This is a genomic window from Amycolatopsis suaedae (assembly GCF_004214935.1).
Taxonomy (GTDB): domain Bacteria; phylum Actinomycetota; class Actinomycetes; order Mycobacteriales; family Pseudonocardiaceae; genus Amycolatopsis; species Amycolatopsis suaedae.
Map to the genome: position 1 here is coordinate 271612 of NZ_SFCC01000006.1, position 26152 is coordinate 297763.

The window sequence follows — 26152 nt, forward strand, 5'->3', positions numbered from 1 at the left end:
ACGAGGCGACTGATGGCCAGACTCTGTCTGGGCCTGACAGCGAGCGCGGCGCTCGCCGTCAACGGCCTGGGCAGCGCTCAGGCCGCCGAGGGACAGGTCCTCGGCGCCGGCTCGCCGGACGCCGTCGCCGGCAGCTACATCGTCACACTGCACGGAACGCCGTCGAAGGCGCCCGGCACGCAGTCCGCCGTCGGCGCCACGGCAGGCGACCTCGCCCAGCGCTACGGCGGCGACGTCAGCCGGGTGTACTCGGCCGCGCTGCGTGGTTTCTCCGTGCGGATGTCCGAGCAGCAGGCACGCAGGCTGGCCGCGGACCCGGCCGTCCGGTCCGTCGAGCAGAACGCCACGGCCAAGCTGGTCGAGACCTGGGGGCTCGACCGGGTCGACCAGCGTGATCTGCCACTGAGCGACAGCTACACCGCGCCCAACGACGGGTCCGGTGTCACGGCCTACGTCGTGGACACCGGAATGGATCTCGACCACCCGGACTACGGCGGCAGGGCGAGCAGCGGCTACGACTTCATCGACAACGACAACGACGCCAGCGACTGCCAGGGACACGGCACCCACGTCGGCGGCACCGTCGGCAGCAAGACCTGGGGTGTGGCCAAGAACGTGAAGCTGGTCGCGGTCCGGGTGCTGGGGTGCGACGGCCGGGGTACCTGGGACCAGATCATCGGCGGCATCGACTGGGTGACCGAGCACGCGCCGGAAGCCGCGGTCGGCAACATGAGCCTCGGCGGTCAGCGGAGCACCACGGTCAACGACGCGGTGAGCAACTCGATCCGGGCGGGCGTCGCCTGGGCGGTCGCCGCGGGTAACGAGGGCCAGGACGCCTGCAACGTCAGCCCCGCCAGCGTCCCCGAGGCGCTCACCGTGGCCGCGTCGGACAACCAGGACAGGCGCAGCATCTGGAACTCCACCCAGTCGTCCAACTACGGTCGCTGCGTCGACCTGTTCGCGCCGGGTTCCAATATCACCTCCACCCGCAACGGTGGCGGAACCCAGCAGATGGGCGGCACGTCGATGGCCACCCCGCACGTCGCGGGCGCGCTCGCGCTGGAGATCCACGGCAAGCCGAACGGATCCGTCGCCGACGCCAACGCCGCCGTGGTGAACACCGCGACGCCGGACAAGATCAGCGACATCAAGGGATCGCCGAACAAGCTGCTCTACGTCAACGAACTCGGCGGTGGCGGTGGCGAGCCGGGCGACCCGACGGCGTCGTTCACGGCGGATTGTGCGGGGACGTTGAACTGTAGGTTCGATGGTTCGGGTTCGTCGGATCCGGATGGGTCGATTGCTTCGTACGCGTGGGATTTCGGTGATGGTAAGACGGGTGAGGGTGCCACGCCGAGCCACAGCTATGCGACGGCTGGTCAGTACACGGTGAAGCTGACCGTGACCGACAACGAGGGCAAGACGGGCACGGTGAGCAAGAAGGTGTCGGCCGGTGCGCCAGCGGGTGAGTCGCCGACGGCGCAGTTCACGGCGAACTGCAGCTGGGCGAACTGCACGTTCGACGGTACGCGGTCGACCGACCCGGACGGCGATATCGCTTCGTATGCCTGGGATTTCGGTGATGGCAAGACCGGCACCGGTGCCACGGCGACGCACAACTATCCGAACCGGCAGGCCAACCACACGGCCAAGCTCACGGTGACTGACAGGGCCGGTAACAGTCACTCGACGAGTAAGACCGTCCAGTGCTGGAGCTTCGGCAGCCAGGCCTTCTGCTTCGGCCAGTAACTCACCGGAAGGAGTTTTCCCGTGGTGAAGAAGAGATATCTGCGAAAGCTGGGTGGGCTCGGGCTGGGCATGGCCACCGCGACGGCGTTCACGCTGGCCGGTACCGGTCTGGCGCAGGCCGCGGAAGGCGTGGTGCTCAACGCGGGCGCGCCCGACTCGGTCCCCGGGCTCTACATCGTCGGACTGAACGGTCAGCCCTCGCTGGCGGCGTCGGCCAGGTCGGCGGTCGGCGCGGAGGCCACCGCGCTCGCCGACCGCTACAGCGGTGAGGTCCGCGACGTGTACTCGGCCGCACTGCGTGGTTTCTCGGTGCACCTGTCCGAGCAGGAAGCCAGGTACCTGGCGGCCGACCCGGCGGTGGACTTCGTGCAGCAGTCGCTGTGGGTCCGCTCAGCCGCGGTCAAGGCGGGTGAGCAGCCGAACCCGCCGTCGTGGGGCCTCGACCAGGTCGACGGTGCCGCGGACCGCGTCTACAAGTACCCGAACGCCGGCACCGGAGTCACCATCTACAACACCGACTCCGAGCTGAACCTCGACCACGTCTCGTTCGAGGGCAGGGCCAAGTCCGGATACGATTTCGTCGACGAGGACGACAACGTCAACGACTGCAAGGGCCAGTTCGACCAGGGCCACGGTACCCACACCGGCGGCACGTCGAGCAGCGAAACCTACGGCGTGGCAAAGGATGTCACGATCGTCGGCGTCAAAGTGCTCGGCTGCGACGGCAACGCGCCCGATGCGGACTCGATCCAGGGCATCGACTGGGTGACCCAGAACGCCCGGAAGCCGGCCGTGGCCAACGCGAGCTGGACCTCGGGTGGCGCGGGCGCCAACCCGGAGGGCATCAACCGGGCGGTGAACAACTCGATCGACGCCGGAATCGTCTGGTCGATCGCGGCGGGCAACGAGAACCAGGACGCCTGCAACGTCAGCCCGGCCAAGGTGGAGCGGGCCCTCACCGTCGCCGCCACCGACGAGAGCAAGAGCGAGGCGAGCTACTCCAACCACGGCCGGTGCGTCGACATCTACGCTCCCGGTACCAACATCACCTCCGCCAGCAACTCGAACAACAACGGCGGCAAGGGAATGCAGGGCACGTCGATGGCCGCACCGCACGTCACGGGGGCGGCTGCCCTCTACCTGTCGGCCAACCCGAACGCGACCCCGCAGCAGGTGCGGGACGCGCTCGTCAACGGTGCCCAGGACGGTTACGTCCGCAACATCGGGCCTGGTTCGCCGAACAAGTTCGTCGACGTCAGCGGCTTCGGCCAGGGGGAGCCGGGTAACCCGACGGCGTCGTTCACGGCGGACTGTGCGGGAACGTTGAACTGTAGGTTCGATGGTTCGGCTTCGTCGGATCCGGATGGGTCGATTGCTTCGTATGCGTGGGATTTCGGTGATGGTAAGTCCGGTGAGGGTGCCACGCCGAGCCACAGTTATGCGACGGCTGGTGAGTACACGGTGAAGCTGACGGTGACTGACAACGAGGGCAAGACGGGCACGGTGAGCAAGAAGGTCAGTGCTGGTGCTCCGCCCGCGGGTGAGCCCCCGACGGCGCAGTTCACCGCGAACTGCAGTTGGGCCAACTGCACCTTCGACGGCACGCGCTCGACCGATCCGGACGGTGACATCGCGTCGTACGCGTGGGACTTCGGCGATGGCAAGACCGGCAGTGGTCCGACGGCGACGCACACCTATCCCAACCGGCAGGCCAACTACACGGCCAAGCTGACCGTGACCGACCGGGCCGGTAACAGTCACTCGACGAGCAAGACCGTCCAGTGCTGGAGCTTCGGCAGCCAGGCCTTCTGCTTCGGCCAGTAGATCCGTCCACTTGTCCCGGGGCCCGCGCGCGGGCCCCGGGACTCACACAATCGAGTACCACACTGGAGTTACTCCAGGCTTACGATCTAGATCATGCGATTCGCCATCAAGACATCACCCCAGGACACGGCCTGGGAGGACATGCTCGCCGTGTGGCAGGCCGCAGACGAGATCGAGTTGTTCGAATCCGCCTGGACGTTCGACCACTTCTATCCCATTTTCTCCGATTCGACCGGTCCCTGCCTGGAAGGCTGGGTCACGCTCACCGCGCTCGCGCAGGCAACCCGCAGGCTCCGGCTGGGCACGCTGGTCAGCGGCATCCACTACCGTCACCCCGCGTTGCTGGCGAACATGGCCGCGACGCTGGACATCGTGTCCGGTGGGCGGCTGGAGATCGGAATCGGCGCCGGCTGGAACGAGGAGGAGTCCGGCGCCTACGGCATGGAACTCGGGTCGGTCAAGGAGCGCAGCGACCGGTTCGAGGAGGCTTGCGAGGTGATCGTCGGCCTGCTGAGCCAGGAGACCACCACCTTCCAGGGTGAGCACTACCAGCTCACCGACGCCCGATGCGAGCCGAAGCCGGTCCAGAAGCCGCACCCGCCCATCTGCATCGGCGGCAGCGGTGAGAAGCGCACGCTGCGCACCACGGCGAAGTACGCCCAGCACTGGAACTTCGTCGGCGGGACGCCCGAGGAGTTCGCTCGCAAGCGCGAGGTGCTGCACCGGCACTGCGCCGACATCGGCCGCGACCCGAGCGAGATCATGCTGTCCTCGCACGTCCGCCTCGGCACGGACGGCGACTACGCGAAGGTCGCCGCCGAAGCCGAGGCCCTCGGCGAGAAGGGTCTCGACCTGGCCATCGTCTACCTGCCGCCGCCACACACCCCGGCAGTGCTGGAGCCGCTGGTGAAGGTGCTCGAACCCCTGCGTTGAAACGGAGCCTCAGAGGTTCATCCGGTAGGCGCCGGACAGCGACTCGACGAGCTGCCAGACGGCCTGGGTCCGCTCGGCGTCGACGACCGGCTTGCGGACGTGCTCCAGCGCCCACTTCTGCTGGCCGTCGGTCGACGACGACTTGCCGTGCAGCTCGACGGCCAGTACCGAGTAGTCGCGGACGAACACCTCGAAGATCGTGTCCAGCACGGCCGGGTCCAGGTCGGTGAGGTGTGCCTGCTCCAGGATGAGCTGGGCGTACACGACCAGGGTGAACAGGTGGCCGAGCGTGAGTAGGAAGTCCAGGTCCTTCTGCTGGGCCTCGTCCGGCGGCGCGGTGCCCAGCAGGGTGACCAGGCCGTCGGCCTGCTCGCGGAAGCGTGCGACGTTCGGAACGCCGGCGTAGGGCTCGTAGGCACGGCGCCAGTCGGCGAACGTGACCGAGCCCAGCCCGCGTGCGGGACCCTGACGGAACAGGAACTCGTCGTCGGCCGCGTCTGTGCGAGTGGGCACCTCGGGACGGTCCGCCGGCGCGAGGAGGTAGTTCGGCATGAACTTCAGGATCAGCGCGAGGTTGACGTGGACCGTGCCCTCCAGCTTCGCCGGCGCGCCGATGTCACGGGCCGCGCCCTCGAAGTAGGTGTCCTTCTCGAAGCCGCGCGCGGCGATCACGTCCCACAGCCCACCGACGACCTTCTCACCCTCGGTGGTCATCTTCATCTTCGTGATCGGGTTGTACAGCAGGTAGCGCCGGTCATCCGGGCCCGCGGTGCGGAAGTAGTCGATCGCCCTGTCGCCGTAAAGCTTCATCGCCCGCAGCCGTACGTAGGCGTCAACCATCGCCTGGCGGACATGCGGAAAGTCGGTGACTCGCCTGCCGTACAACACCCGGTTGTGCGCGTGCGTGACCGCCTCGTACATGCAGTGCTCGGCCATGCCGACGGAGGCGAAACCGATGTTGAACTTGCCGACGTTGACGGTGTTCAGCGCGGCGTCGAACGCGGCCTGGCCGGTGTGCAGCACGTCCGCGTCGGTGACCGGGTAGTTCTCCAGCCGGAACTCGCTGACGAACATCTGCGAGTCCACCGTGTTCTTCACCAGGTGGTAGTTCGGGTGCTGGCTGTCCACGGTGAAGAACACGTAGCCGTCCGGACCGTCCACATCGGTGCGCCTGCCGAACACCGACACCATGCGGGCGACGTTGCCGTTGCCGATGTAGTACTTGCCGCCCGTCGCGGTGAAGCCGCCGTCCGCGCCGGGGGTCAGCAGCATGTCGGTGGAGTAGATGTCCGCGCCGTGCTCCTTTTCGGACAATCCGAACGCGAACACCGCGCCGTCGTCCAGCCACCGGGCGGCGCGCTCGCGGGCCTGCTCGTTGGTGCTCTGCCAGATCGGGCCGAGGCCGAGGATGGTGACCTGCCAGGTGTACCAGTAGGAGAGCCCGTAGAACGCGAGGATCTCGCTCAGCGCGGAGATGCGGCTGGTGTCCCAGCGTTTGCCGGCGTCACCGCCGGCATCGCGTACCGGGGTGAGCAGCGTGGCGAAGATCCGCTCCCGCGCCTGGAACTCCAGGAAGTCCGCGTACCAGACCCGCCGCTGGTAGTGGTCCAGCAGCGTCTGCTTGCCGCGGCTTTCGAACCAGTCGATGGTCGCGCGCAGCACTCGCTGGGTCTCCGCGTCGAAGTGGGACGGGTCGTAGGTACGTGGGTTGAACACGTCCAGCAGCATCCCGGGCTGTTGGCCCCAGGTCAACGTTGGTTACCGCACAGTAGCTCCTCGTGTGGCGTACTAGTTCATTGGCACTAGATGGCACGTCAACCGGTAAATTATTTTCCGTCGAGCCGTTGTTCGTAGCTCTTTTCGTTCACTCATTCGGTCGCTTTTGAACAACTGTTCGGATTGGAATGCTCGGAGTTCGTCACGCCGGGTGCATATGTGGATGCGCCTGGTTCCATCGAGGGGGAACTCGTGTCGTCTCGTGCCTTTGCGCTGCCCGCTGCGCTGCGAAGATCGCTTGCCGTTCTGATCGCCGCCCTGGTCACGCTCAGCTTGATGACGCCGGCAGCGGCGGCGCGACAGCCGGTGACGGAGGCGGCTGACGCGACGGCTGCCCTGACCGCGGCTCGGGAGCAGGGAAGTCCGGTCAAGATCGCCAGCCGCACCACGGAGACCGACGAGGTTTCGGCGAACCCCGACGGCACGGTCACCTGGCGACAGAGCGCACAGCCTGAGCGGGTTCTACGCGACGGCACGTGGCGGCCGGTCGACCTGACCCTGCGCAGGCAGGGTGACGGGTCGGTGGCACCCGTCGCCGCGGCCGTGGACCTCCGCCTCTCGGGTGGAGGCGCGGAGTCACCCCTGGTCGTGGCTGCCAGAGAGGGTTACGAGGTCGGTCTCCGCTGGCCAGGGACCTTGCCTGAGCCGGCACTCGACGGCGCCTCCGCGAGGTATGCCGAGGTCCTGCCAGGCGTCGACCTGGTGGTCACGGCCTCGGTGCTGGGCTTCCACCAGGTGCTGGTCGTGAAGACGCCGGAGGCCGCCCGCAACCCGCTGCTGGACACGATCGCATTCGGCTCGCATCTGCGGAACGCCTCAGTGCGAGAGGGGTTCGTCGACGGTGAGCCGGGCTTGCAGGTCCGGGACGCTGCCGGTCGCACGGTCTTCCGCGGGGACGCTTCACGGATGTGGGACTCGACCGCGTCAGGTGACCACGATGGGCTGGCCGTCGCACCGGGCGAGGGTAGTCGCCGGGCGTCGATGGAGGTCGATGTCAGCGCGGACACCGTCGCGGTGCGGCCGGACGAAGCCTTCCTGGCGGACCCGGCGACGACTTACCCGGTCTACATCGATCCCGAGTACCACTGGGCAGGCCTGAAGAACCATCACGCGGTTGTCCAGAGCGGGCACCCCGACGCTCGAAACTACGACGTCAACGCCGGCGACCTCATCGATCTGAAGGCCGGCCGGGCCACCGACGGCTCCGGTACGTCCCGCTCGTACATGGAGATGAACCTGACCCGGGTACGGGGAACGGTGATCAAGGGAGCGACTCTGCGCACCCGGGTGCGGCATTCGCATTCCTGTTCCGGTGGACCGACGGACGTCTGGCTGGTCGGTGGCATCCACGCCGGTACGACCTGGCGCAACCAGCCTGGGTGGACCCGCTGGCTGGCCAGCAACAACCGGTCCAACAACGCCGCTTACTGCCCGAGCGACGGGGGAGCCGACTTCGACGTCACCGGCGCGGTACGTGACGGAGCGGCGGGGCACTGGGCGTCCGTGACCCTGATGCTGAAGGCCGCCAACGAGTCCGACACGGCGTCGTGGCGCAGGTTCGATCTGAACCCGGTGCTGGAGGTCCGGTACAACTCGACACCGAACGTCCCAGCGGAAATGTCGATCGAGGGCGGCCTGTTCGGCTGCACCATCGGCCCCAACCGGCCGGTCATCGCCACCAAGACGCCACGGCTGCGCGCCCGGCTGTCCGATCCGGACGGCGGCATGATGGACGCCGGATTCCGCGTGTTGCGCGGACCGTCGGGCGGGGCGACCTGGGACGGCAACAACAAGTACACCGGAAACGTGCCCTCGGGCTCTTTCGCCGAGGTGCGGGTCGACCCGGGCGTCGTGCCCGCGGACGGTATCTACACCTGGTGGCTGTGGTCGGGCGACTACGAACTCGTGTCCTACTCGCCGACCTGCGAGTTCGAGGTAGACACGGTGGTGCCGGGCGAGCCTGCCGTGTCCTCGGCCGACTTCCCGCCCGGTGTCGCTGTCGGCGGTCCCGGAGTCACCGGGGCGTTCACCGTGAAGGCGAACGGCACGGCTGACGTGCACCACTACCTGTACACGGTGACCGAGAAGGAGGTCGGCGTCCCGGCGACACGGGTAGACCCGCCGGCGTTGGGTGGCGATGCGACCATCCGCTTCACGCCGAGCGTGTCGGGCCCCCAGACGCTCTGGGTTCGGTCGGTGGACCGAGCCGGGAACCTGTCGCCCGTCGTCGGCTATCGATTCGAGGTCGAGGATCGTGAACCGCTGACCCCTGGGTTGGTGGGGCACTGGCGGTTCAACGGTGACGGCACCGATGCCGGACCCGGCGGGCGCCATCTGACAGCGGTCGCCGCGCCCGGCTTCGTCACCGGTTACGAGGACCGTGCCACGCAGCTGGACGGTGCCACCCAGTGGCTGGAGCAAGCCGCCGCCGTGGACACGACGAAGACGTTCGCGGTCTCCGCATGGGCGAGGGCGGACCGAACCGGGCGGTGGTCGTCCGTGGTGTCCCAGGACGGCAACCGGACCAGTGGGTTCCAGCTGCAGACCACGGTGGACGGCAAGTGGTCGTTCTCGATGTTCGGCGCTGATGCCGACGGAGGCGGGCAGCCACATTCGAGAGCCGTTTCGACGACGCCGGTGCAACCCGGCGTGTGGACGCACCTCACCGGCGTCTACGACGCGGGTGAGGGAACCCTCCGGTTGTATGTCGACGGCCGCCGGGAGTCCCAGGTCGGTCACAGGTCGAACTGGAATGCCGCCGGATCGTTCCTGGTCGGTGCCGCGCAGTGGAACGGCAGACGGCAGGACCAGTTCCAGGGTGCGGTTGACGAGGTGCGTGTCTACCAGCGGGCACTCGTTCCGGCGGAGGCGGCGTTGCTGGCGAACCAGGTGGTACCGCGTGCCCGGTACGCGCTGGATGAAGGCAGCGGAACCTCCACCGTGGACTCGGTAACCGGCGCGCGGGCAACGTTGCACGGTGAGGTGAGCTGGGTGACCGAACCGGGCAGCACGGCGGTCCGTCTCCAGCTGGCGCCGCTGTCGTCCCGCGCCTACGTGTCAGGACCGCGCCCTGCGATGCGGACCGACAAGTCCTACACGGTGTCGGCCTGGGTGCGCGCGGACACACTCGACCAGCACAGCCGGGCGGTGGTGAGCCTCGGCGATCCGAAGTTCTCACCGTTCCTGCTCGGCTACCGCGGCGAGACGGGTAAGTGGGGAATGCTGGTCTCCTGCTCACCGACGCAGGCATGCGGCACACCCGCCGTGAGCCCCGCGGCCGCGACGACCGGTACCTGGGTCCACCTCACCGGCGTCTACGACACCGCACTCCGCGAGGCACGTCTCTACGTCAATGGCGAGCTGGCCGGCAAGACAGCCGGCGTTACCGGTTGGAACGGATCAGGTGACCTGCTGATCGGACGAGGCATCTGGACGGGGGTGCCGTCGGACGACTGGTACGGATCCGTCGACGACGTCCGCCTGTTCTCCGGCGTCCCCACCGCCGACGGCATTCGTGAGCTAGCGCGGCGTTGAGCCGTTTCCGCTTTCCTGAAAGGAAAACCCTGTGCGGTTTCGTCGTGTAGCCAGACGCGCCGGAGTGTTCGCGCTGTCGGCATCGATGCTGGTGTCGTTGGTCACCGTGGGAACCGAGGCCGTGGCCCAGGTGAAGGGCGACCCGCCTCCTGTCCAGGCGGACAAGTCCGTACCCGGTGGTCCGGTCCCGGTGCCAGACGCGCCGGTGAGCGAGACCGACAAGCGAGGCACCGTGTCGCCGCCCGAGGCGCGTTGGCCCGCGGCCGGCAGCGCCGAGGTCGACGTCGTTCCACCGGAGCCGGCGCGCGCGGTGCACACGGCGGGGGCCGCGGAGTTCCGTAGGGCGGGTGACCTGCCGGTGTCCATCGGCCGCACGACGGCCGACGCGGTCAAGGTCAGTGCGGCGCCCGGACCGCAGGGCCGGGTGCGGGTCGAGACGTACGGCCAGGATCTGTCCGAACGCCTCGGTATCGCGGGCACGCTGTTCCAGCTGAGTGAACCGGGCACGCGAGCCGCGGCAGCACAGGCGCCGCTGGCCGTCCGGGTCGACTACGGCGGTTACGCGCAGGCTTACGGTGGAGACTTCGCTTCCCGGCTCGGCCTGGTTCGCTACCCGGCATGTGCGGTGGCCACGCCGGACAAGGCGGAGTGTCGCACCGGGACGCCGGTCGAGACCGACAACAATCTTGCCGCCAAGCACGTGTCCGCCAGTGCCTCCCTGGCGGAAGGGCCGGCGGTGTTCGCCGTCGCGGCGGCGCCGGCCGGATCAGGTGGCACGTTCAAGGCCACCTCGCTGGCTCCCTCGGGCAAGTGGTCGGCGGGCGGCTCCAGCGGCGATTTCACCTACAGCTACCCGTTCGCGGTTCCGCCGGTTCCCGGTGAAAAGGCACCTTCGATTTCGCTCGGCTATTCGTCCGGTGCGATGGATGGCAGGACCAGTTCGACCAACAACCAGGCGTCGATCGTGGGCGACGGCTGGGAGTTCAGCGTAGGCGGTTACATCGAGCGGCAGTACAAGCCGTGTACCGAGGACCTGGGCGGAAACCAGGGAAACACCGAGACTGGCGACCGCTGCTGGGCCACCGACAACGCGACCATGGTGCTGGCCGGCGTGTCCACCGAACTGGTGCGCGTAGCCGGATCCGACGCCTGGCGGCCGAAGAACGACGACGGGTCCCGTATCGAGAAGCTGTACGGTGCGGTGAACGGCGATGACAACGGCGAGCACTGGCGGGTCACCACACCGGACGGAACTCAGCACGTTCTCGGTGTCAACCGGCTTCCCGGCTGGGCCGACAAGAAGCCGTTGACCGAGTCGACGTGGACCGCCCCGGTGTTCGGTAACCACGCCGGCGAACCGTGTAACAAGCCGGCGTACGCCGACTCGTGGTGTCAGCAGGCATGGCGGTGGAACCTCGACTACACGGTTGATCCGCGTGGCAACGTGATCACGTACTACTACAACAAGGAGATCAACCACTACGGCCGCAACAAGACCGCAAGTGCGGCCACCCCATACGTCCGGGCCGGACAGGTCCGGCGTATCGAATACGGCCTGCGCAGCGACAACTACTTCGCCCATGCGCCCGCACGGATCGCGTTCACCACGGCCGAACGCTGCCTCCCCAGCGGGACCATCACCTGTGCGCCCGAGCAACTGAACAAGGACACCGCCAAGAGCTGGCCGGACGTCCCCTTCGACCAGATCTGTGACGCCGGCAAGACCTGTGAGTACCGCACCTCGCCGTCATTCTTCTCCCGTAAGCGCCTGGTCACCGTCACCACTCAGGTGGCCGACGGCAGCGGCTGGCGGTCGGTCGACACCTGGTCGCTGTCCCAGCATTTTCCGCCGGCGGAGCAGGGCGACGGTCTGTCACCGGCGATGTGGCTGGGCAGCATCACGCGCGCCGGACACGTCGGCGGCTACGAGGCGATGCCGCCGATCAGGTTCGGCGGCGTGCCGATGCCCAACCGCGTCGACGCGGTGGACAACCTGCCACCGCTGACCCGGTTCCGGCTCAACGTCATCCACACCGAATCCGGTGGGTACACCGAGGTCAAGTACTCGGACAAAGACTGCCGCCGCGCCGACCGCATGCCGGCGAACCCCGAGCACAACACCATGCGCTGCTACCCGACCTGGTGGGTGCCGGAGAACGGGCAGAAGCCGATCTTCGACTGGTTCCACAAGTACGTGGTCACGGCGGTCACCGATGATTCCCGCACAGGTGGGGCGTCGCTGCTGAAAACGGCCTACGAATACCCGGAGAACAAGGGCGCCTGGCACTTCGACGAGAACGAACTCGGCAAACCCGAACACCGGACCTGGTCGGCCTGGCGTGGGTACGCGAAGGTGCGCACGATCACCGGTGAGCCCGGCACGACCCAGTCGATCAGCGAATCCCTGTACATGCGCGGCATGGATGGCGACAAGTTGCCGAACGGTGGGACCCGGGACGTCTGGGTGACCGATGCCGAGGGCGGAAAGCTGGAGGACCATCCCAGGCTCGCCGGTTTCACCAGGGAGACCCTGCAGTACGCCGGTGACAAGGTCCTGTCCGCGTCGATCACCGACCCGTGGTTGCACGGACCCACCGCCACCAACGGCGAGGACAAGGCGTTCCGGCTCGACACCGGCGCCGCCCGTGGCCGGACGCTGTTGGAGAACGGTAGCTGGCGCCGCACGCAAGTCACCCACAGCTACAACGGCGACGGCGTCGTGGAGCAGGTCGACGACGCGGGCGACACGGCGGTCACCGGCGACGAGAAGTGCTCGCGCACCAGCTATGCCCGCAACCCCGGGGCATGGATGCTGACATACGTCTCCCGCGTACGTGAGGTGGCGCTGCCCTGCTCGGCCGGCCAGGGGGCCGACGTCGACGTGCTGTCCGACGTCCGCACCTACTACGACGGCAAGGCACATGGCGAGGGGCCGACCCGAGGTGACGCGACCGCGACCGACCGATGGGACGGTGCGCGTTACCAACTGGTCGGCAACACCGTCTACGACGAGTACGGGCGGGTTAAGGAACGGTCTGACCCGGCCGGGCGCAAGTCGACCGTGGCCTACACCCCGGCCACCGGACTGCCGACCACGGTCACCAACACCAACGCGCTCGGCCACGTCACCGTCACCGAGTTCGATCCGGCACGTAACAGCATCCTCGCGGAGGTCGGAGCCAACCAGGAACGCAGCGACGCCGTCTACGACCCGCTGGGCCGGCTGGTCAAAGCATGGACACCGAACTGGACCAAGCAGGCCAACCCGGCCAAGCCGGTCAAGGAGTACGCCTACAAGTACCGCACTGACGCGCCGACCGTCGTCACCAGTAAGTCGCTCCGGGACGACGGGCTGAACTACACGACCAGCGTCACCCTGTACGACGGAATGCTGCGGGAACGGCAGACCCAGACGCCCGGCGTGAAGAGCGGCCGTGTGCTTACCGACACCTGGTACGACTCCCGCGGCCAGGCATACAAGACCAACGCCGCGTACTACAACGACCAGCCGGTCAGCGAGGCATTGCACGGTGTCACCGACTGGGCCGTTCCGAACCAGACGGTCACCGAGTTCGACGCGCTGTCCCGGCCCACGGCCACGATCCTGCGAAGCCTCAACATCGAGAAATGGCGGACCACAACGGCCTACGGTGGGGACCGCATCCACATCACGCCACCGCAGGGCGAGACACCGAGCACGGTGATCTCCAACGCGCAGGGTAAGGCCGTCGAGCGCAGGCAGTACCACGGCAGTACCGCCACCGGGCCGTACGACGTCACCACCAACGTCTACAACCGCAAGGGACAGCTCGAATCCTTCACCGGCCCCACCGGCGCGACCTGGCGCTACACCTATGACGCACTGGGCCGGAAGGTCAGCGACCACGATCCGGACAAGGGCGTCACCACCTACGCCTACGATCAGTTTGACCGGCTGGTGTCCACAACGGACGCGCGTGGTCGTGTCGTATCGACCAGTTACGACGAACTCGACCGCAAGACCGCGACGTTCGACGGGCCGGTGGGCGGACCGAAGCTCGCCGAGTGGACCTATGACACCCTGCACGACGGCAAGACCAAGCGCTACGGCCAGCAGACGTCGAGTACCCGCTACGCCGGCGGCCGGGCCTATACCCGCTCGGTGCTCGAGTTCGACGTGATGAACCGGGTGAAGTCGAGCAAGGTCACCATCCCGGCCGAGGAGGGCGGCCTCGCCGGCGAGTATGTCTTCGGCACCAACTACAAGGCCGTCTCCGATCTGGTGTCATCCACCACCCAGCCTGCCGCGGGTGGGCTGCCGGCCGAGAACATCTTCCACAGCTACAACGACCTGGGCCTGCCCACCGAGACCGTTGGCCTGCAGGAGTACGCGCGCGAGCACATGTACTCCTTCGCCGGCGAGACGCTACGGCTCACGGTCGGCAACAAGACCAACGTCGCGTGGATCGGTCACAACTACGACGAGGCCACCCGCCGTGTAACTGAGACCCAGGTCAGCCGCAACAGCAGCGTCAGCTCGCGCGTGTTCAATCGCGCCTTCAGCTACGACCCGGCTGGCAACATCACCCGCGTGGCCGACACCCCGCACACGGGGCCGGTCGACACCCAGTGCTTCCGCTACGACTACCTGCGGCGCATGACCAGTGCGTTCACGCCGGCCGGCGGCGACTGCTCGGTGCAGCCGACCACCGCCAACATCGGCGGCAGTGCGCCCTATTGGCACGACTACACCTACGACAAGGCAGGCAACCGCCTCAGCAAGACCGATCACACAGCGCAGGGTGACACCACCTACAACTACGAGTACCCCAAGGGTGATCAGCCGCAGCCACACGCACTGCGTGCCATCACCCGTTCCGGCCCGACCGGAACGGCACGCGACGAGTACACCTACGACCCCGCGGGCAACACGGCCACCCGCATGATCGCCGGTGACACCCAGAAGCTCGACTGGGACAGCGAGGGCCACCTGGCCAAGATCACGCATCCCAACGGCGCCGAGACGACGCACGTCTATGACGCGGATGGGCAGCGTCTGCTCAAGCGTGAGCCCGGACTGGCCGTGCTGTACCTGCCCGGGATGGAACTGACGCTGGACACCGCCAAGCGGGAAGTGACCGGGAAGCGGTACTACACCCACGGTGGCTCCGCGGTGGCGATGAGGTCGTCGGTCGGTGGCGTGACGTTGCTCTTCGGGGATCACCAGGGTACGACGGTGGCGACCATCGCGGACAAGCCGGACCTGCCGATCACGCGACGTTTCCATGATCCGTTCGGTCTGCCTCGTGGCCCACAGCCGCAGTCGTGGCCGGATGACAAGGGGTTCGTCGGTGGGGTGAAGGACTCTTCGGGCCTGACTCACGTCGGTGCGCGGGAGTACGAGGCGGAGACCGGGAGGTTCATCTCGGTCGATCCGGTGATGGACACCGTCGAGCCGCAGCGGGCACATGGCTACGCCTACGCCAACAACTCGCCGGTGACCTTCTCCGACCCGACGGGGCTCGCCTTCTCCAACTCGTGCGGTCCGGACGGAATCCTCTGCGGCACCGGTCTGGCGATGCAGAGTTCCACGTACACCGAGACCCGCGTCTATTGGATGAAGAAAAAGAAGTACAGCCGCGCGGTCATCGGTCGTTTCCTCAAGGCGGAAAGGGAACGCAAGCTCTGGCGCGCCCGCCAGGCCGCGGCTCGTCAGCAGGGGCTGGCGAATGCCGGCATCAGTGAGCAGGAGTACGAGGAGCTGCGCAAGGTCGCCGCGTCCAAGGACGGTTGGTTCGACAAGGTCGTCGAGCAGCTGCCGGACATCCTCGGTGACGTCACCGGTGTGAACGACATCAAGGACTGCGTCTCCGGTGGTGACATGTGGGCCTGTGCCGGTGCGATCATCGGCCTGATCCCGTTGGGCAAGCTGGGCAAGGCGCTCGGTGCCGTCGGCCGCATCTTCGACGCGATCGTCGAAGGCTTCAAATGGGCGGACAAGGTCGCCGCGGCACGAAGACGCCTCAGTGGGGTTCAGGATGCGGTTGCCGCGGCTGAGAACGCGATGGGTTCGGCATGCAGTGTCAATAGCTTCGCTGCTGGAACGCTCGTATTGATGGCCGACGGAAGTCGAAAACCTATTGAAACTATCTTATTGGGGGAAAGCGTCTGGGCTGACGATCCGACAGTTGGTGTCGCGGGGCCCCGAAAGGTTGTTGGCACCATAGTCAGTGAGGGCATGAAAGACCTGGTTGAGATCTCCATGTTTCCGCCCTCGCCATTATTGTCCCAGGCGGGTACGGTGACGGCGACGGAAGGACATCCCTTCTGGCTTCCGGAAACTAGGAAGTGGGCTCGTGCGTCGGAGTTGACTTCTGGAACTATGCTGCGGACTGCAGCCGGATCCTGGGTGTCCATTGATACGGTAAACAGATCGCGATCGTCACGTACGGTATACAACCTGACAATCGCCGGGCTCCGTACCTATCACGTGGCCGTTCCTGAAGGCGACCTGCTCGTACACAACGCTGGCTGGAAATGCGGAGACGACGTGTTCTCTCCGACGGCTTCTGGAAAGGAACCAGCATGGTCGACGGTTCGCGCCCGCTTCTGGAAAAATGAAGCCGCTGAGCCTGCAGTCGCAGACCAGTATGGTGAAGCGAATGTCGCGCGCATGCAGCGCGGACGCGCTCCTCAGCGCAATAACCCCGTGACAGGTAAGGTAGAGTCTATGGAGTTGAGTCATGAACCGATTCCGGCTCGTGCTGGCGGACAACTTGTTACCCCTAGGTGGCCCGAAGATCACGCCAACATCGACCCGCATCGTCATCTTGGGAGCGGATAGGCATGGATCCGAATGATCTGCCGCTAACGTTTGGCGATCGATTTGTTCGAGAGCGCTCGGATGTTATATCTGTCGACGGCGTTGATGTTTACTTACGTTTGTGTATCCCGGAGGTGGCAGCCGGGGCTAAAATACAGATTTCGTTCGAGCGTTATATCAATTTTCCTAGGCAGGCGCTCTGCGTGGCTACAACGAAGGGGAAGTTCACTATTAATGGCGTCGCAGCTGCCCGCATGGTTCTCTGGGCAGACAATTCGCCAAAGTTCATAGAAGGACCTATTAGCAACAGGGTGCCAGCCGAGGTGGTCGTGTACAATGCATGGGAAAGAAGAGGTGGTGGTATTGACGCCGGTCTTCGTTATGCTGGTATTCGGATAGAAACTCTTGAAGAAGATCATTGGCGCCTAAACTGCAGCGATGGCATCGGGGAGGCCGATTTTGCGGACCTGGTAGTAAGTGTAAAATTATTGCGCGGTGCATGATGCTACTAGGGCGCCGTAGTTGAAACAGTGCACGTCTCGTCGACGGTCTACTCAAAGTACGGGCAGACTGGTGCAATAGCGACGGTTATTGGAACTGCGCTGAGAGAGTTTGCTTGGTGTTTGAACTCCAGTAGGCCTGCCAAAACTGCACGCACGCCTGTGGGGCATGCAAGGCGAGGGATCTTCCGGAAGGTTATGGCCAGCTTATCGAGGCAGGATGGGTGATCGTGAGCGGCGCCGTCCTGCTGAGGGAACTTCATAAAACTTATCATGGCGCTTTTGAAACGTTAACTCGTCAAGTGCATCGGGAACTGCCTGTTAATGGGCGAGGAATTCCTGACGGTGACCTTCCGGAGGGTCTTGACGGGCACCATCGCCTAGTTTTCCGAAGGGGTCTGGCATTTGCTTGGAAAGCCCTGTATCTACTTCGCAGGGCGGGCATCGTTGAAAGTTTCAACGCGTACGTAACGGTATTACCGACGTTGTATGACTCGGCCGTATTCACCGGGTCCGTGACATTCTGTTCGCTGACCCCAGATGCGCCGGTTGTGTCGGAAGAGGGTTACGCGGCCTCCTTGACGATGTCGGAGATCACGTCGCCATTGAAGCCGAGTGAGCAGCTGCGGTCGACGTGACGAGGTCATGGCTGACTTTCGGTGTGAAGCACCCGTCCATTCTGGAAAATTCCGTCTACACAGACCTGAGAGATCGCCTGATTGGGCGGTTGCCGGGCGAGTTCGCGCCAGGCGTTCCCGCTCGGTCATCGGAGCAGTCCGGTGGCGACGACGTCCGTTGCCACGGTGAGTAGCCTGCGTAGCTCGGCCTCGCCGCGGCGCAGCTCGTCCGGGCGCCAGCCGAGGCTGATGATGCCGTTCCATGCCGCCCACAGCACGGTGGTGACGTCCTCGACGTTCACGTCGCGGAGCTCTCCGGCGGCGATCCCACGCCGCAGCGCCATCGTGAGCCGTTCGTTCTGCTCGCTGACCGAACGGGCCAGTCGCTCGGCCAGCTCCTGGCCTGCCGGGTACTGACCGGGGCCGGTGGGGAACGCGAGCATCCGGAAGTAGTCGGGGTTGGCCAGGTAGAACGCCAGGTACTCGTCGGCCGCCGCGTAGATCTGCTGGAGCGGCGTCCGGTCGGAGGTGTAGGCGCGGTCCATGTGGTCGCGGTCGGCCTCCAGCGCGCGCTCGACGACCGCCGCGTGCAAGCCGGCCTTGGAACCGAAGTGGTTGTAGATCGAGCCGACGGCGACGCCTGCCCGCGTCGCGATCTCGTCGACGGTCACGTCGGCGACCGGGCGTTCCCGGAAGACCTCCTCGGCCGCGCGGAGCAGCGCGGTGATGGTCCGTTCCTTGCGGGGGTCCACAGCCGTCCCTTCTTGCAATCGTTGCACGACTGCTGTTAGCGTACCGGCATGTTCTTGCAACGGTTGCAAGAAGTGGAGCTACCGTCGGGCCCACTGCGCTACCACGACTCGGGCGACGGGCCGGTGCTCGTGTTCGTGCACGGCTACCTGGTCAACGCCGATCTCTGGCGCAAGCTGGTGCCGCTGCTGTCCGGGCAGTTCCGCTGCATCGCGCCGGACTGGCCGCTCGGCTCACACGCCGTGCCGATGCGACCCGGCGCGGACCTTTCCCCGCCGGGGATCGCCGGGATGATCACCGACCTGCTCGACGCGCTGGACCTGCACGACGTCACCCTGGTCGGCAACGACTCCGGCGGCGCCTACAGCCAGCTAGCCGCCGCGACCCGGCCGGAACGAATCGGCCGGCTGGTGCTGAACTCCTGCGAGACGCCATGGTGCACCTGGCCGCCGACCCATGGATCATTCGGCATCCTGAAAGCCGCGGCCAGGCACCCGCTGACACACCGGCTGCTCTACCAGCCACTGCGATCCCGGCTGACGTGGCGCTTGCCCAACACCTACGGCTGGCTCGCCAAGTATCCGATCGACGCCGAGGTGATGCGCGGCTACCTCCGCCCGGTGCTGACCGACGCTGCGATCCGCGCCGACGGGCGCAAGGCCATCGGCGCGGTCGACATCCGCTACGTCCGCGAGGCCGCCGAGCGGCTGCGCGGGTCCACGCTGCCGATGCTGTGTGCCTGGGCGGCCGACGACCACGTGTTCCCGCTGGCCAGCGCCCGCGAGTACGCGACGCTGCTGGGCGCCGACCTGCGCACGATCGGCGACTCCTACACCTACACCGCCGAGGATCAGCCGGAACGCACCGCCGGGGTACTGCGGGACTGGCTCAGCACGGCATCCTGAGCCCGCAGCACCTCGTCGCCGTGTTCGTCTGCCCACCGCCCGAGTGACTCGATCGGGCCCAACAGGCTCGCGCCGAGCGGGGTCAGCTCGTACCGGCCGGTGACGAGGCCGTTGAACTCGAGCCGCCGCAACGTCTCGGTCAGCACTTTCGCGCTGATGCCGCCGATCCGCGTGCGCAACCGGCTGTGCGAGACCGGCCCGGATCGCAACGCCCAAAGCACCACGCCGTTCCAGGTGTTGCTCAACAGATCGAGCGCGAGCCGCGCCCGGCAGTCCGCCAGTAGCTCATCTCCGGGAACCATCTGGTAACCACCGCCCTGCCTACCGTCGCTGACGTAGCCATCGAACCACGTCAGGAGACACGATGCGGATAGGCATTCTCGGCACCGGCAACATGGCCGACGCCCTCGGCGGGCAGTGGGCGCGACGCGGCCACGACGTCACGATCGGCGGGCGCGACCCCGGCCGCGCGGCCGACCTCGCTCAGCGGATCGGCGCCCGGGCGGGCACGCTCGCGGAGGCCGCGGGCGCGGCCGACGTCGTGCTGCTCGCCGTACCGCACGCGGCACTGCGTTCCGTGCTGGCGGCCGTACCGCTCCAGGGTCGGGTGGTGATCGACTGCACGAATCCCGTGGAGCACGGGCGGCTCACGGACGACCGGATCTCGGTGGCCGACGCCGCGCCGGGGGCACGCGTCGTCAAGGCCTTCAACTTGTGTCACGTCGACGTCTGGCGGATGACCCCACCCGTGTTCGGCGGGCGGCCGCTGTCGGTTCCGCTGTGTGGTGACGCGGTCGACGTGGTGGCTCCCCTGGTCGAGGACCTCGGCTGCCGGCCGGTCGACGCCGGTGGCCTGGACCGGATCGGACTGCTGGAGGCGACGGCGGCGTTCATGATCGGCCTGTGGTTCGCCGGCGAGGACGCGCAGGCGGTGCTCCCGCCGCTGCCTGCCTGAACAGCGTGCTCAGGTGGGCGTCGAACGCGGCCAGCGCCTCCTCCGGCCCGAGCGAGCCGCTGGCCGCGAGACCGCCGAGGCCCTCGACCAGTGCGACGAGCCCGGTCGCACTCGCGTGCGGATCGAGGGTCCTCGAAGCCTCACCGGCCGCCTGCGCCTGCCGGATCTGGCCCGCCACCACGTCCCGCAGCCGCTCGTGGCCCTCACGTAGCCGGGCGGCGATCGCCGGGCTACGGACCGCGTAGGCCTGGAACGCCAGCGCGACCCGCAGTTCGGCACGCCGCGGTTCGTCGAAGGGCAGTTGCTGGACGAGCAGCTCCCGCAGCATCGCGCCGGTCCCGCGTGCCGTCGACGCCTCCACGCGGGCCTGGACGCGTTCGCCGATCACGTCCAGCGCGAACAGCAGCATCTCCTCCTTCGTGCGGAAGTAGTGCTGCACCATCCCGGTCGTCACGCCGGCGGCCGCGGCGACGTGGCGCAGGCTGACGGCCTCGATTCCGTCGGTCGCCGCTACCTGGAACAGGGCGTCGGCGATCCGGGTGCGGCGCTCGTGGTGGTCGACCAGTTTCGGCACCGTCCCATGGTTTCACATTGCGTCTGTAATGGACAAGCTGTTACGTTACGACTGTAACGCATAAAGTCCTGTGAGGTGACCGATCATGCGAACCATGCCGTTCGAACGGCCCGATCCGCTGCGCCCGCCACCCGCCTACGCCGAGCTACGGGCACGGGAACCCGTCGCCAGGGTCCGTGCCGAGGACGGCTCGGCGGTCTGGCTGGTGACGTCCTACAACGCCGTGGTCGCCGTGCTCGGCGACGACCGGTTCGGCGTGAACCCGCCCGGCGGGGGCGGCGAGGGCACGCTGCTGCAGGACGGCGACGGCCACCGCCGGCTGCGCCGCCTGGTCGGTGGCGCCTTCACGCCCGGCCGGATCGAACAGCTGCGCCCCCGCGTCCGGCAACTGGCCGAGGAGCTGGCCGGGGCGCTGCCGCCGTCGGCCGACCTGGTGGCGGACTTCGCCGCCCCGCTGGCGATCGGCGTGATCGCCGAGCTGCTCGGCGTCGACATCGCCGAACGCGATCGTTTCCGGAGCCTCGCCGACGCGGCCGGTTCGGCGGACTTCACCACCGGCGACGCTCAGGCGTGGCTGGCCTTCGCCGCCTACATCGACGAGCTCGTCGCCGCGAAACGCGAACGGCTCGGCGACGACCTCATCAGCACTTTGCTCCACAGTGGACTGGGCGATCATGAGCTGACCATCCTGGTGCTGTCGATCCTCGCCGCCGGTTACCTGACGGCCACCAACGCCATCGCGGTCGGCGCCGTCATGCTGCTCGCCGAGGGCAGGCTGGCGCCGCTGGCCACGGCGGGCGACGCGGAGGTGGCGGCGGTCGTCGAAGAAATCGTCCGGCTGCAGATCGGCGTGATCGGCGAGGTCTTCCCGCGGTGGGCGCGCGAGGACGTCGAACTGGCCGGGGTCACCATCCGGGCGGGCGAGCGGGTGTTGTGCAGGCTGGGCGCGGCCAACCGCGACCCGGGCCACTTCGCCGATCCGGACGCCGTCGTGCCGGGGCGTGCCGACGGCAGGCACATCGCGTTCGGCAGGGGGCCGCACCACTGCCTCGGGGCCGCGCTGGCCCGGATGGAAGTCGCCGTCGCGCTGCGGGTCCTGGCGGAGCTACCCGGCCTGTCGCTGAGCGGACCGGTCGCCGGCCTGGAGTGGAATCAGGGCAGCCTCGACGCGGGACCGGCCGCGGTGCCGGTGACCACCACGTCGACGGCGAGCCCGGCCACCAGTGCCAGCCCGGCGCCGGCCACGCCGGGCAACGCCGTGGTGGACGCCACCGCGACAGCGGTCACCAGGACGACGACGTGAGCGGCGCTGGCGTAGACGAGCCGTGATGTCGCACCCGCGGCGATCAGCACGCCGTGTAACTGGGCTCGCAGCACCCAGAGCGCCGGCATGGCCAGCAGCACCGGGGCCCAGCGCAGTCCCAGCGTGGCCGGTCCCTCCGCGACGGCCAGCAGGTCGACCAGGTAGACGCGCGCCAGGTCGCTGAACAACACTACGGCGAACGCCGCGGTGAAGCCCGCGGCCAGCCAGCCGGTGAGCCAGCGGACCGTGGCGGAACGGGGATGCTGCCGCAACTCGGCTCCGCTGACCGACTCCCAGTCCGTGGTCGGCGAGACGAACAGCATCGTCAGCTCGTACAACGCCGGCCAGACCACCAGCGACGGCAGCGGGTCGGCTGAGTGCGCGATGCCCACGGTGGTGACCAGCATCGGTACCATCGCCAGCAGCCGGGTCGACGACAGGTGCGCGTGCCTGCCGGCGAGCCACCGCAGTCGCCGGTCCGGCAGCGGCCGGGGCGTGGGCAGACGCCGGACGGCAGGCAGGAGCAGCACGGTCTCCAGCAACGCGCCCGCGGTCAGTGCCAGGCCGCCGGCCAGCGCGGCCCGTTCGGGGATCAGTGTTACCGCGACCCAGGCCAGTCCACCGGAACCGGCGATGCGGACCACCGCGGCCACGGTGATCGCCGCGGTCCGGCCCGCGACGATGCACCGGCCGTGCAGCAGCCTGCGCAGCGCTACGCCGAGCGGGTTGACGGCGAGGCCGAGCAGGCCGTCGCTGACGTGCCCGGCGAGGGTGGTGTCGAGTCCGAAGAGGACGGTCGGGACGGGGGTGAGCGCGAGTGTCAGCAGCACGGCCGTTCCGGCCAGGCCGGTGAGCCAGGACCAGCGGCGTAACCCGCCGTGTTCCGGTGCGGCGACGACCAGCGGGGTCAGCGCCAGCGCGGGGGTGTTGACCACGACCAGCAGCGAAAGGCACATCCCCATCGCGGCCAGTGCGCTGCCACCGTCGAGGCCGCGGGCGACGGCCGCGTAGACCAGCGGTATCTCGACGACGAGCATGGACGACCCGAGCGCGGTGGGCAGCCACCGGCGGAACAGCCGCGCGGTCGTCATCCGTCCAGTGTGATCTCCAGACCGACCGCGCGCCCGCCGTTGCGCCGGACGGATCCCGCCAGCGTGACGAGCACGAAGAACCGGAACGCGTTGCCGTACTTGGCCGTCAGCGCACGTTTCGCGGTCCGCAGCTCCCGTCCCGTCAGCAGGCGTGCCGTGCCGGTACGCCAGGGCTGTGCCGGGTTGCCGTCGAAGTCGGAGCCGGCCACCTCCACGCGGGGATCGCGGCGGAGTCGCCGGACCTTGGCCGAACGGCCCGGCGTGTAGCCGTACCAGCGACCGTCGGCCGGTGCCAGCCAGATCGGGGTGGACACCGCGCTGCCGTCGCGGCGGAACGTACGCAGCGCGAAGAATCGGTCGCCGTTCGGATCATCGCGTCGGGCCACGGGCAGCCTCCCTATACGACGTATAGTTCTGGCTGAACTGTACACCGTATAGGGTCGGGATCGTGGTGCGCAGGGGACTGAGCCGGGACGCCGTGGTCGACCGGGCGATGGAACTCGCCGACGCCGAGGGACTGGACGCGGTCACCCTGCGCCGGGTGGCCGACCTGCTGGGCGTCACGCCGATGGCCCTCTACTGGCACTTCCGCGACAAGGACCAGCTGCTGTCCGCGCTGGCCGAACGCGTCCTCGGCTCGGTCGATCTCCCCGGCGACGTGGACGAGTGGACCGCCGGGCTTCGTGAACTGCTCTGGTCGGTCGTGCGGGTGCTGCGCCGGCATCGCTGGGCGACCGGCCTGCTCGCCGGCCGGATCGAACCGTCCGCGCCGCTGCTGCGTGTACTGGACGCGGTCCTGGGTGTACTCGACCGGGCGGGGTTTGCCCCCGAGCGGGCGGTCAGCGTCACGAGGCACGTCCTGCGGACCGTGATCGGGCTGGTGACCGACGAACCCGGTGGCACGCCGGCCCGCGGACTGCCGGAGGAGGTGTCGGCCCAGGAATACCCGTACCTGGTCGCGGCGGCGAAACCGCTGAGCGTGTGCGACGACCCGGAGGACTACTACGAGTTCGGCCTGGAGCTGGTCCTGGCCGGCGTCGTGGCGGTACGCCGCGAACCCTGACATTGGTCCAACGGCGTTGCCGTGCCGTGGGGCTTGAACCCGTCGCGAGGGCGTCTCGTGTGGAAAGCACATGAACGCACAGCAGAACTTCGCCGCGCTGGTCATGGACGACCTTCTGCCCAGCCGCATGCCCGACGTCCGGCTCATCCGCGACTACCTCGCCGACGGCTGCCCGCACGGTGATCCGCTCTGTTTCAGCTTCGGCGAGACGTGGAACCAGGTTCCGCCGGGACTGGTGGCCCACGTCGACGCGAACCGCCCGGCCGCGCACGGGTATCAGCTGTCCATGTACGGGCTGCCCGCGCTGCGCCGCGCGATCCTGGAGCACGTCGTCACCGGCCAGCGGGTGCCCGGCGCCGCCGTGCCGGGCAAGGACTTCCAGGTCGCGGCGACCTGGACCGGAACCCGCAGCGCGATGTTCGACTTCGGCCGCTACCTGCTCGACGAGGACCGCGGCGACAACCGGCAGCCGGTCGTGCTGGCGGCCGGGCCGAGCTGGGACTACGAGGGCGTGTTCGGCGCGCTGGGCTACCAGGTGCGGTACGGCGTGCTCGACCCTGCGGACGGGTTCCGGCCGGACGCCGCCGCATTTGGCAGGCTGGCCACCGAGATCGCCATGTCGGCGGACCAGAAACTGGCGCTCGTCGTGGTCAACACCCAGCACAACCCGACGGCGGTCAACTGGTCCCCGGAGTTCACCGGCACCCTGATCGACCTGGCGCTGGCGACCGGCGCCGGATTGCTGCTCGACGACGCGTACTTCGCCGTTCACGACCCGGAGGTCGAGCCCACGTCGGCGCTAGCGCTGCTGCTGGAACGGCTGCCCGGCGCGCCGGCCGCGGCCGCGCGGCGATGGCTGTGCGTACGGTCGCTGGGCAAGCAGTTCCACTGCAACGGCTGGGGAATCGGCGCGCTCGTCGCCGCGCCGGACGTGCTGGACCTGCTGGTGAACCGGTACCGGCTGCACTCCGGCCTGATGTACGGCGGCGTGCACCAGGAGGCGATGGCGGGCTGGCTCGCCGACCCGGCGTCGGCGGCTTTCCTTGCCGTGCAACGGGTCGGCTACGCGGACAAGCGTCGTCAGGTGGACCGGCTGTTCCGGGAGCTGCTGGGGTTCCCGGACGGCGTGTACCCGGGGGAGTGCACGTCGTACCTGATGTTCGAACTGCCGAGGGCGTACGCCGAACTGCCCGACGGCTGCGAACGGTTCCGCGACGACTGCTTCGCCGAGACGGGTGTGTTGTTCGCACCGGCGTGGCCCTGGCCGTACTCGACGGGCGCGAAACCGTTGCCCGCCATGCGGATGTACCTCGGGCCGGAGCCGAGGCGGATCGACGAGGGGCTGGTTCGGCTGGCGCGCGCGGGTTTCCGCTACGACATGCCGGCGCGCTGAAGCGCGGCCGCCGCGAGTACGCGGTCGACGATGTCGAGCGAGGTTCGTAGATCGGCGATCTGGCCGCGTAGGCGGTGGCGGGCCTGTTCGAGGTCTTCGGCCAGGCCCGCTGACGGAACGACGTGGTCCTCGACTCCCGCCACACAGGGGAGCAGCTCAGCGATCCGGCTGCTGCGCAGCCCGGCGGAGTAGAAGAGCTGGATCTGCGTCACCGTGGCGACATCACGCTCGGTGAACCGGCGGTAACCGTTCTCGTCGCGGTCGGGGCTGAGGAGGCCCTCCTCCTCGTAGTACCGCAGCGAACGCACGCTGACGCCGGCCCGCTGCGAGAGCTCACCGATTCGCATGGCGGACACCCTAGCCCGCACGCACCGTCCACATGC

Annotated in this window: 17 protein-coding genes; 11 read left to right on the forward strand and 6 right to left on the reverse strand. The window is 67.8% G+C overall.

All coding sequences use genetic code 11. The features are described from left to right. Positions 1-12: 12 nt before the first annotated feature. From EWH70_RS13855 to EWH70_RS13865, 3 genes are all read left to right on the forward strand, one after another. Entirely contained in the window at positions 13-1749 is a 1737-nt protein-coding gene (locus tag EWH70_RS13855) for a PKD domain-containing protein (RefSeq protein ID WP_130475760.1), read from the forward strand. Between the two features lie 21 nt (positions 1750-1770). After that, the gene (locus EWH70_RS13860) at positions 1771-3573 is read left to right on the forward strand and encodes a PKD domain-containing protein (protein ID WP_205669119.1); all 1803 of its coding nucleotides are present in this window, start codon (positions 1771-1773) and stop codon (positions 3571-3573) included. Positions 3574-3666: 93 nt separating this feature from the next. Then, positions 3667-4506: an LLM class F420-dependent oxidoreductase gene (locus EWH70_RS13865; protein ID WP_130475761.1), complete on the forward strand. Its 840-nt coding sequence runs from the start codon at positions 3667-3669 to the stop codon at positions 4504-4506. Between the two features lie 9 nt (positions 4507-4515). Here EWH70_RS13865 and EWH70_RS13870 read toward each other — a convergent pair whose 3' ends face one another. Next, entirely contained in the window at positions 4516-6234 is a 1719-nt protein-coding gene (locus EWH70_RS13870; protein ID WP_130475898.1) for an acyl-CoA dehydrogenase family protein, read from the reverse strand. 324 nt (positions 6235-6558) lie between these two features. Here EWH70_RS13870 and EWH70_RS13875 point away from each other — a divergent pair, with 324 nt between their 5' ends. The 3 genes from EWH70_RS13875 to EWH70_RS13885 all read left to right on the forward strand — a co-directional run bounded on the left by EWH70_RS13875 (position 6559) and on the right by EWH70_RS13885 (position 17121). Beyond that, positions 6559-9816, forward strand: coding sequence for a LamG-like jellyroll fold domain-containing protein (locus EWH70_RS13875; RefSeq protein WP_130475762.1), 3258 nt, complete (start codon positions 6559-6561; stop codon positions 9814-9816). A gap of 64 nt (positions 9817-9880) precedes the next feature. After that, a complete protein-coding gene (locus EWH70_RS13880; RefSeq protein ID WP_130475763.1) occupies positions 9881-16639 on the forward strand; it encodes an RHS repeat-associated core domain-containing protein in 6759 nt (2252 codons plus the stop codon). 2 nt (positions 16640-16641) lie between these two features. Continuing rightward, the gene (locus tag EWH70_RS13885; RefSeq protein ID WP_130475764.1) at positions 16642-17121 is read left to right on the forward strand and encodes a hypothetical protein; all 480 of its coding nucleotides are present in this window, start codon (positions 16642-16644) and stop codon (positions 17119-17121) included. A 760-nt stretch (positions 17122-17881) separates the two neighbouring features. Here EWH70_RS13885 and EWH70_RS13890 read toward each other — a convergent pair. Further along, positions 17882-18487: a TetR/AcrR family transcriptional regulator gene (locus tag EWH70_RS13890; RefSeq protein ID WP_130475765.1), complete on the reverse strand. Its 606-nt coding sequence runs from the start codon at positions 18485-18487 to the stop codon at positions 17882-17884. A 48-nt stretch (positions 18488-18535) separates the two neighbouring features. Between EWH70_RS13890 and EWH70_RS13895 the strand changes: the two genes are divergently transcribed. Then, positions 18536-19390: an alpha/beta fold hydrolase gene (locus EWH70_RS13895; RefSeq protein WP_130475766.1), complete on the forward strand. Its 855-nt coding sequence runs from the start codon at positions 18536-18538 to the stop codon at positions 19388-19390. Here the strand turns inward: EWH70_RS13895 and EWH70_RS13900 are convergent. Continuing rightward, positions 19336-19692, reverse strand: coding sequence for a winged helix-turn-helix transcriptional regulator (locus EWH70_RS13900; RefSeq protein ID WP_130475767.1), 357 nt, complete (start codon positions 19690-19692; stop codon positions 19336-19338). The genes EWH70_RS13895 and EWH70_RS13900 overlap by 55 nt on opposite strands. 62 nt (positions 19693-19754) lie before the next feature. On the opposite strand from EWH70_RS13900, the gene EWH70_RS13905 reads away from it, so the two are divergent. Beyond that, entirely contained in the window at positions 19755-20345 is a 591-nt protein-coding gene (locus EWH70_RS13905) for an NADPH-dependent F420 reductase (RefSeq protein ID WP_130475768.1), read from the forward strand. Here the strand turns inward: EWH70_RS13905 and EWH70_RS13910 are convergent. Next, positions 20281-20919 carry a TetR/AcrR family transcriptional regulator gene (locus EWH70_RS13910; protein ID WP_130475769.1) on the reverse strand — a complete coding sequence of 213 codons (639 nt, stop codon included), beginning with the start codon at positions 20917-20919 and terminating at the stop codon, positions 20281-20283. The genes EWH70_RS13905 and EWH70_RS13910 overlap by 65 nt on opposite strands. An 85-nt stretch (positions 20920-21004) precedes the next feature. Between EWH70_RS13910 and EWH70_RS13915 the strand changes: the two genes are divergently transcribed. Then, positions 21005-22222 (forward strand): cytochrome P450, encoded by a 1218-nt coding sequence (locus tag EWH70_RS13915; RefSeq protein ID WP_130475770.1) that lies wholly within the window; start codon positions 21005-21007, stop codon positions 22220-22222. Between the two features lie 1087 nt (positions 22223-23309). Here the strand turns inward: EWH70_RS13915 and EWH70_RS13920 are convergent. Continuing rightward, the gene (locus EWH70_RS13920; protein ID WP_165436268.1) at positions 23310-23699 is read right to left on the reverse strand and encodes a PPOX class F420-dependent oxidoreductase; all 390 of its coding nucleotides are present in this window, start codon (positions 23697-23699) and stop codon (positions 23310-23312) included. A gap of 62 nt (positions 23700-23761) precedes the next feature. On the opposite strand from EWH70_RS13920, the gene EWH70_RS13925 reads away from it, so the two are divergent. Further along, positions 23762-24376 (forward strand): TetR/AcrR family transcriptional regulator C-terminal domain-containing protein, encoded by a 615-nt coding sequence (locus tag EWH70_RS13925; RefSeq protein ID WP_130475772.1) that lies wholly within the window; start codon positions 23762-23764, stop codon positions 24374-24376. 70 nt (positions 24377-24446) lie between these two features. Continuing rightward, positions 24447-25769 carry a pyridoxal phosphate-dependent aminotransferase gene (locus EWH70_RS13930; RefSeq protein ID WP_130475773.1) on the forward strand — a complete coding sequence of 441 codons (1323 nt, stop codon included), beginning with the start codon at positions 24447-24449 and terminating at the stop codon, positions 25767-25769. Here the strand turns inward: EWH70_RS13930 and EWH70_RS13935 are convergent. Continuing rightward, a complete protein-coding gene (locus EWH70_RS13935; RefSeq protein WP_130475774.1) occupies positions 25748-26116 on the reverse strand; it encodes a MerR family transcriptional regulator in 369 nt (122 codons plus the stop codon). The genes EWH70_RS13930 and EWH70_RS13935 overlap by 22 nt on opposite strands. Between the last annotated feature and the right edge of the window lie 36 nt (positions 26117-26152).

Excerpts from the sequence above, each read along its gene's own strand:
- EWH70_RS13870 (WP_130475898.1), bottom strand. The coding sequence starts at position 6,234 with ATGCTGCTGGACGTGTTCAACCCACGTACCTACGACCCGTCCCACTTC.
- EWH70_RS13885 (WP_130475764.1), top strand. The coding sequence starts at position 16,642 with ATGGATCCGAATGATCTGCCGCTAACGTTTGGCGATCGATTTGTTCGA.
- EWH70_RS13865 (WP_130475761.1), top strand. The coding sequence starts at position 3,667 with ATGCGATTCGCCATCAAGACATCACCCCAGGACACGGCCTGGGAGGAC.
- EWH70_RS13915 (WP_130475770.1), top strand. The coding sequence starts at position 21,005 with ATGCGAACCATGCCGTTCGAACGGCCCGATCCGCTGCGCCCGCCACCC.
- EWH70_RS13905 (WP_130475768.1), top strand. The coding sequence starts at position 19,755 with ATGCGGATAGGCATTCTCGGCACCGGCAACATGGCCGACGCCCTCGGC.
- EWH70_RS13855 (WP_130475760.1), top strand. The coding sequence starts at position 13 with ATGGCCAGACTCTGTCTGGGCCTGACAGCGAGCGCGGCGCTCGCCGTC.
- EWH70_RS13935 (WP_130475774.1), bottom strand. The coding sequence starts at position 26,116 with ATGCGAATCGGTGAGCTCTCGCAGCGGGCCGGCGTCAGCGTGCGTTCG.
- EWH70_RS13895 (WP_130475766.1), top strand. The coding sequence starts at position 18,536 with ATGTTCTTGCAACGGTTGCAAGAAGTGGAGCTACCGTCGGGCCCACTG.
- EWH70_RS13900 (WP_130475767.1), bottom strand. The coding sequence starts at position 19,692 with ATGGTTCCCGGAGATGAGCTACTGGCGGACTGCCGGGCGCGGCTCGCG.
- EWH70_RS13875 (WP_130475762.1), top strand. The coding sequence starts at position 6,559 with ATGACGCCGGCAGCGGCGGCGCGACAGCCGGTGACGGAGGCGGCTGAC.
- EWH70_RS13930 (WP_130475773.1), top strand. The coding sequence starts at position 24,447 with ATGAACGCACAGCAGAACTTCGCCGCGCTGGTCATGGACGACCTTCTG.